Origin of the sequence: Chamaesiphon sp. OTE_8_metabat_110 (genome assembly GCF_031382685.1) — a bacterium.
Taxonomy (GTDB): domain Bacteria; phylum Cyanobacteriota; class Cyanobacteriia; order Cyanobacteriales; family Chamaesiphonaceae; genus Chamaesiphon.
Genome location: NZ_JANMZA010000345.1, coordinates 1 through 5,764 on the forward strand (window position 1 = coordinate 1; position 5,764 = coordinate 5,764).

The 5,764-nt window shown below is 49.4% G+C and carries 6 protein-coding genes, 2 pseudogenes and 1 riboswitch; of the genes and pseudogenes, 2 read left to right on the plus strand and 6 right to left on the minus strand.

From position 1 onward, the window contains the following. Nucleotides 1–633: pseudogene (locus tag RMO52_RS12640) on the plus strand (AAA family ATPase); the annotation flags it as partial. A gap of 12 nt (nt 634–645) precedes the next feature. Here RMO52_RS12640 and RMO52_RS12645 read toward each other — a convergent pair. The 6 genes and pseudogenes from RMO52_RS12645 to cobG all read right to left on the minus strand — a co-directional run. After that, nucleotides 646–852 (minus strand): annotated as a pseudogene (locus tag RMO52_RS12645) (hypothetical protein); the annotation flags it as partial. A 407-nt stretch (nt 853–1,259) separates the two neighbouring features. After that, nucleotides 1,260–1,727 (minus strand): DUF2656 domain-containing protein, encoded by a 468-nt coding sequence (locus tag RMO52_RS12650; protein ID WP_309740576.1) that lies wholly within the window; start codon nt 1,725–1,727, stop codon nt 1,260–1,262. Continuing rightward, a complete protein-coding gene (locus tag RMO52_RS12655) occupies nt 1,720–2,301 on the minus strand; it encodes a phycobilisome protein (protein WP_309740578.1) in 582 nt (193 codons plus the stop codon). The genes RMO52_RS12650 and RMO52_RS12655 overlap by 8 nt, the downstream gene beginning before the upstream one ends. 243 nt (nt 2,302–2,544) lie before the next feature. Continuing rightward, the gene (cobI, locus tag RMO52_RS12660; RefSeq protein WP_310414667.1) at nt 2,545–3,255 is read right to left on the minus strand and encodes a precorrin-2 C(20)-methyltransferase; all 711 of its coding nucleotides are present in this window, start codon (nt 3,253–3,255) and stop codon (nt 2,545–2,547) included. Further along, entirely contained in the window at nt 3,255–3,908 is a 654-nt protein-coding gene (locus tag RMO52_RS12665) for a precorrin-8X methylmutase (RefSeq protein ID WP_310414670.1), read from the minus strand. Before RMO52_RS12665 ends, cobI begins: the two co-directional genes overlap by 1 nt. After that, nucleotides 3,898–5,343 carry a precorrin-3B synthase gene (cobG, locus tag RMO52_RS12670; protein WP_310414673.1) on the minus strand — a complete coding sequence of 482 codons (1,446 nt, stop codon included), beginning with the start codon at nt 5,341–5,343 and terminating at the stop codon, nt 3,898–3,900. The genes RMO52_RS12665 and cobG overlap by 11 nt, the downstream gene beginning before the upstream one ends. A 73-nt stretch (nt 5,344–5,416) precedes the next feature. Continuing rightward, nucleotides 5,417–5,487: riboswitch (cobalamin riboswitch) on the minus strand. 30 nt (nt 5,488–5,517) lie between these two features. Between cobG and RMO52_RS12675 the strand changes: the two genes are divergently transcribed. After that, complete coding sequence (locus RMO52_RS12675) at nt 5,518–5,664, plus strand: hypothetical protein (RefSeq protein WP_309743384.1); 147 nt, start codon at nt 5,518–5,520, stop codon at nt 5,662–5,664. Nucleotides 5,665–5,764: the final 100 nt, after the last annotated feature.

Below are 5,764 nucleotides of genomic sequence, written 5' to 3' on the forward strand. Positions count from 1 at the left end.
CAAATCCGCCTGCTCCAAAAACGGATGGAAGGGATGGAACCCGTCAACATGCTCGCCCTCGAAGCCTACGAAGAAACCAACAACCGCCTCCAAGAACTCAGCGACAAACTCGGCACCCTCGAAGCCGAAAGCATGGAACTCTTGCTCCGCATCGAAAACTTCACCACCCTGCGCTTCCAAGCCTTTAGCGAAGCCTTCGATGCCGTCAACCTCAATTTCCAAGATATCTTCGCCGAACTCTCTGACGGCGACGGCTTCCTCCAATTAGAAAACGCCGAAGATCCATTTAGCGGCGGTCTAAATCTCGTCGCTCACCCCAAAGGTAAACCCGTACAGCGGCTCTCTTCAATGTCTGGGGGCGAGAAATCCCTGACGGCTCTAAGTTTTATCTTCGCCCTCCAACGCTACCGTCCATCGCCCTTCTATGCTTTCGATGAGGTAGATATGTTCCTGGATGGGGCGAACGTAGAACGCCTGTCGAAGATGATTCGCAAGCAAGCCAATCGAGCGCAGTTTTTGGTAGTGAGTCTGCGTCGTCCGATGATTGAAGCTGCTGACAGGACGATCGGGGTGACGCAAGCACGGGGAGCTTATACTCAGGTATTGGGCATCAATCTCAAGACTTCGGCGTAGGAATGGCTTCAACTAAATACAGCCAGCTTGAAAAACCGCGATCGACAATAGCTGCATTAGATAAAGAATATGCCCCATCGCTATTTTTTGACAACTAACATCTAACTCATCTAACTGTAGATAAGTTCCTTCAGCATTTACCACCAAATCCTCATCAGATAAAGGTGGAAATTCTAAGTAAGCTGTTCGCTTTAAAATCTCGGATGCTAAATCCAAACGCTAGTGGTCAAAATCCAGTTCGCTATATCACACGATCTCGATCGCGTTTGCCTGAAAATGATTATTGTAGTTCAAATTCAAATGGATCGCTTCAGCCAAAATTAATGCCAAAATCTTGTGTTCTAATCAAAACTTCAATAATTCGATCGAATGTTGACTTTTTAGCGATAGTTTAAATTCTTGCTCATAATCGGGATTAACCCATGATAGATCTCGATCGGATAACTGTAACCTATCGCTCGTGTTTATCAGAATCGATATTATATCCAACTGACCTGGAGCGACACAAATATCAGTTCCAGGAATCGGTGTATTTTCATGACTAACTAGCGCAACAGTTCGATCGGACATAACTAGCTGTTGAGTGTAAGCTAATGTGCAATTACTTGTGCAGCAGGCACATGCCATTATCCACCGATCGCCTCTGCCTTGAAGATACTATCGGCGGATTTACCGGAGATCGTGCCATCCCAGTCGATCGATTGTAGGAAGTGTGCGCCTGACTTGGTTTCGACGACATCGACACCCCATTGATTGGGTTGGAGGGCATCGGGATTATTGCTAGTGGCGGGAGTCGTCTTGATGCCGCCGAGGATCAGGATATCAAAGTCTAATTTCCCGATCGATTGCGATCGACTCTGAGCCAGGATTTGAGCGCATTTTTCGCCGAGTTGTTGCGGCGAAGCATTAGCAGGAGCCACAACTTCGAGAATCCAGTGAGGATTATTTATCTGACGACACTGCACTTCTGGGCGATCGGTAAAGCCCTCGACAAATATCTGTGTGAAGGCTTCCCGGCTCAGTACGGGTACATTAGGATCCATAATATCAAAGTTGTGGGAGAGCAACATTCGTAAGGTTTGAGGGCTATTCATGGCTGGCTGAGAAGGATTGTAATTGGGTAATCAGTGGATCGAAATAGGGGATGACGATCTCGTGTTGGCTGGGATCGATCCGGTTTAAACTGGCGGTTTTGAGTCCTTGGAGTCCGACTGTCATCGCATCGAGGGGTACTTCCAATTCTTGATAGAGTACCCGCATATTTGCTAAGCCTTCGGCACTGAGATAGTCAGAATTTTCGCCAGCCAATCCATAAGTGATGGGGCGTAAGTAATGCCAGAAGTCGCGCCAGCAAGCCTCGGCGCGTTCGGGGGGATAGAGTCCGCCACCTGGCTCGGAAATGTGTGGAAACTTGGCGTAGACATGGGTTCTCGCTTCATCGATGATTTCAACGACTCGATCGCGTAGTAAGGTTGAAATCGGTATAAGCTGGGAAGTCTGGGGCGATAATGCCGCGATCTGGGCGTAGTCGGCATCGGTGAGATAGACTCTGGCATCTTCAGCCGCTTGAAAAATAGCGATGCTAGCGGCGGGATGTGAGGACTCCCAACTGGCGAAGCTGACAATTCTAGCTCTAGCAATTAAATCTTTGATTCGATCGGTCAGCATGTGATTTTATGAATTTACGAATGGTGAAATCTTACTGTCTACTTAAAAGTCCCCTCCTTGGAGGGGTGCCCAGCGGGCGGGGTGGGTAAGATCTCCGCTGAAATCTCATAATTCTGAATATCTTGACATTGCTAGCACAATAGAGATATGAATGCGATGTCCATCATTCGGAGATCGTTAGTCGATAGCGAAGACCTACCCACCCCGCCCTACGGGCACCCCTCCCAAGAGGGGATTTTTAACTTAGAGTTGGGTTTTGCTGGGGACGATAATCATGGAAAAATAGGGAACATTACGCGGATCGACATCTGCGATCGAGATGATCTTTTGCTCGGTACCAGTTGCATGTTCGATATATTTAGCACGATCGAGTAAATCTAAATCGGTCAATATTTGATAAACTTTATCGAAATGACGACGCAATTTGATAATCGCCACCGCATCGGCATTAGCTAATTGGGTGGTTAATACTTCGACAGGTAAAGTTGCTGATAGGACGCTAAAAATATCATTACGGTAACATAATGGCATCCCGATCGCGGCGGCGGCACCCATTGGGGAGGATACACCCGGCACGATTTCGGTGACAAATCGATCGGCTAAGCGGGTAAATAAATACATAAACGATCCGTAAAATAACGGATCGCCACAGCACAAGACAACCACATCGCGTCCGGCTGCTAAATGTGCCGAGATCGGTTTAATTGCTTCGGCGTATAATTCCTGTGCGGCTTCTGGATCGAGCGCACGCGGAAAATGAAACGGCACTTCGATTTGATTGCCACGTAAATATGATGCGACAATCGATCGAGCGATGCTTTCATGGTCGTTTGCCGACTGATAGGCAACGACTGGAGCCGCTTGCAACAGTCGCAATGCCTTGAGTGTCAATAACTCCGGATCGCCAGGGCCAACCCCGATCCCGTATAATCTTCCTGTCTGGATTGCAACCATTATTCCTGCTCCGTGGCGAGTGCATTGACAGCAGCAGCCGCCATCGCACTACCACCGCGTCTGCCGTGAATCGTAATAAAAGGTACCCCGCGACTATCTGCTGCTAGTGCCGCCTTAGACTCGATCGCGCCCACGAATCCGACGGGGAAACCCAGAATCAAGGCGGGTTTGGGTGCGCCTTCATCCAGTAGTTCTAGCAGTCGAAATAGCGCTGTGGGTGCATTCCCGATCGCGACTACCGCTCCAGCTAGATAGGGCAGCCATAATTCTAACGCCGCCGCCGATCGGGTATTCTCTAATTGGGCGGCTAAAGCGGGGACTTGCGGATCTGGGAGGGTACAAATCACGCGATTATCGACAGGTAAGCGTTTGCGCGTCACCCCATCGGCAACCATCCGCGCATCGCATAAAATCGGTGCCCCATCGGCTAGTGCTTTGCGCCCGACGCGTGCGGCATCGATCGAAAAATCCAGATCGTTGACGATATCAATCATCCCACACGCATGGATCAGTCGGACTGCTACAGCATCGAACTCGGCTGGTAATGTATCGAGTTGAGCTTCCGATCGAATTGTGGCAAAAGATTGGCGATAAATTTCCGCCCCATCGCGGATGTACTGTAAGGGAGCGGGAATGGTAATTTTAGACGACATGAAGTAATTCTTGCAGTTGGGCTGATGTTTGATGGTTGATAAAGGCTGAAAATGATTCTCGGGAGTCGATCCGGCGCTCGTGATAAGTGGCGATGAGGCTGCCGATCGCGATCGGGACGCGTTCGGGGGGCAATAGATTGCTGGTTTCCTGTCCACATTCGCCCATAACCCCACCGATTTCGAGCCGATAGCTGCCGCCAGTTCGATCGGCGTTCTCGGTGCCCCACAGGGTAATGTCGGCTCGCTCGTGTTGAGCGCAAGATTTATCGCAACCACTAAAATGAATATTCAGCGGTAGATTTAGGGTAAATTTAGCAGCTAAATACTCGGATAGCGCGATCGCATCGGCTTGAGTATCAGTCGCGCTAAACTGGCAACCAGTCATACCCGCACAGGCTCTTAATAAACTACTCGGATGAGTAGCTGTTTGCACCAAACCCAGATCGGTAATTAACTCCTGTACCTTCTGGAGATCGCGATCCTTAACATCGGGGACAATGACATTTTGCCAGGGAGTCAGGCGAATATGTCCACTGCCGTACTGCGCGGCGATCGCGCCCAAACCGCTGACTTGCGCTCCAGTCGCTCGTCCCAATAATAAGACGATACCCACATAATAGCGATCTGATTGACGTTGCGGATGTACGCCTAAATGAACATCCTCATTTACCTGCGTCGCATCGCGATCTGCACGGTTTTTAAAAATTAAACGGCTAGAACCCGCAATTTCTCGTCGCACCAGTTCGCCAAACTCGGTCAAACCAAAGTGCCGAATCACACTTCTGAGTCTGGGCGGACGGCGAAGCTCGCCACCAATAGTTTTGATACCCTGGCGGTAACACTGAGAAATCGCCGCCAACATCGGCAAACATTCATCGATCGTTAAATCGACCCCGACAGGTTGTGGTCGGTGTCCGCGATCGCCCATACTCAGATAGAGACTAAATTTATCCTCACCAACGGCTAACAGCGATATATCATTGGGTCGGTCGAGAATACTCACACTCCCACCACCATCAAAACCGACGCTAAATTTATTCGACAATTCACCCAGCTCGGGGTGATTATCTAAATATGCCAGCCAAGCAGCCGCCAACGGACGGACATCGATGAGTTCCCGCGCATCGATTCCCGCTGTCGGACTCAGCATCACATTCCGGATGCCATCAATGGCAGTCTGACTCGCAGCCAATCCACATTCAGTTAATTTCGTTAATAAACCGCTATCTAAATCTCGATCGATCGATCGTAGTTGTAAGTTCGCCCGATTGGTAACTTGGACGTATGCTAACCCGATCGTGTCTAGTAACTGGGCGATCGTCGCACACTGCAATTCATTCAAAACCCCACCTGGAATCCGCAACCGCGTCAATAATCCATCACGCGCGATCGCAGGATGATAAATATCTGGACAGATCGACCTTTCAACAGACACTGAATCTAACTCCTTCCCTATGCGACGCAAGGAAATAGTGAATGTAAGTACCCCATCGGTACGCTCAGAGCACGGTATTCTGACTCGAAGCATTCGCGCTCCATCACAGTTGCGGCACAGTCTTGGATTCTCACCAAACTTCCCCGATCCCCAGCTAGAACAATTTAACATGAGATGGCAATTGGTTGGTGGCTAGTGGCTGGTGAATGGCACGACTTTACACCGCGATTTTCGATCGCTCTACACGAGCGGAACAATCCCAAGAGCGCCCCGTCACAAACAATAAATCCACACTTGCTCGACACGATCGATCCCTGGTAGATCGATCGCCGTAGCTCGGAAATCTCCATAATTTAAAATCCTAAAATCGTGGAATCCGGGATACAATTGCCTTGAGTGTGAGTAAGTATAAATAACTATC

What these genes read in the sequence shown, in the direction of transcription:
- RMO52_RS12650 (WP_309740576.1), bottom strand. Translation starts at nt 1,727, where the DNA reads ATGAATAGCCCTCAAACCTTACGAATGTTGCTCTCCCACAACTTTGAT.
- RMO52_RS12655 (WP_309740578.1), bottom strand. Translation starts at nt 2,301, where the DNA reads ATGCTGACCGATCGAATCAAAGATTTAATTGCTAGAGCTAGAATTGTC.
- cobI (WP_310414667.1), bottom strand. Translation starts at nt 3,255, where the DNA reads ATGGTTGCAATCCAGACAGGAAGATTATACGGGATCGGGGTTGGCCCT.
- RMO52_RS12665 (WP_310414670.1), bottom strand. Translation starts at nt 3,908, where the DNA reads ATGTCGTCTAAAATTACCATTCCCGCTCCCTTACAGTACATCCGCGAT.
- RMO52_RS12675 (WP_309743384.1), top strand. Translation starts at nt 5,518, where the DNA reads ATGGCAATTGGTTGGTGGCTAGTGGCTGGTGAATGGCACGACTTTACA.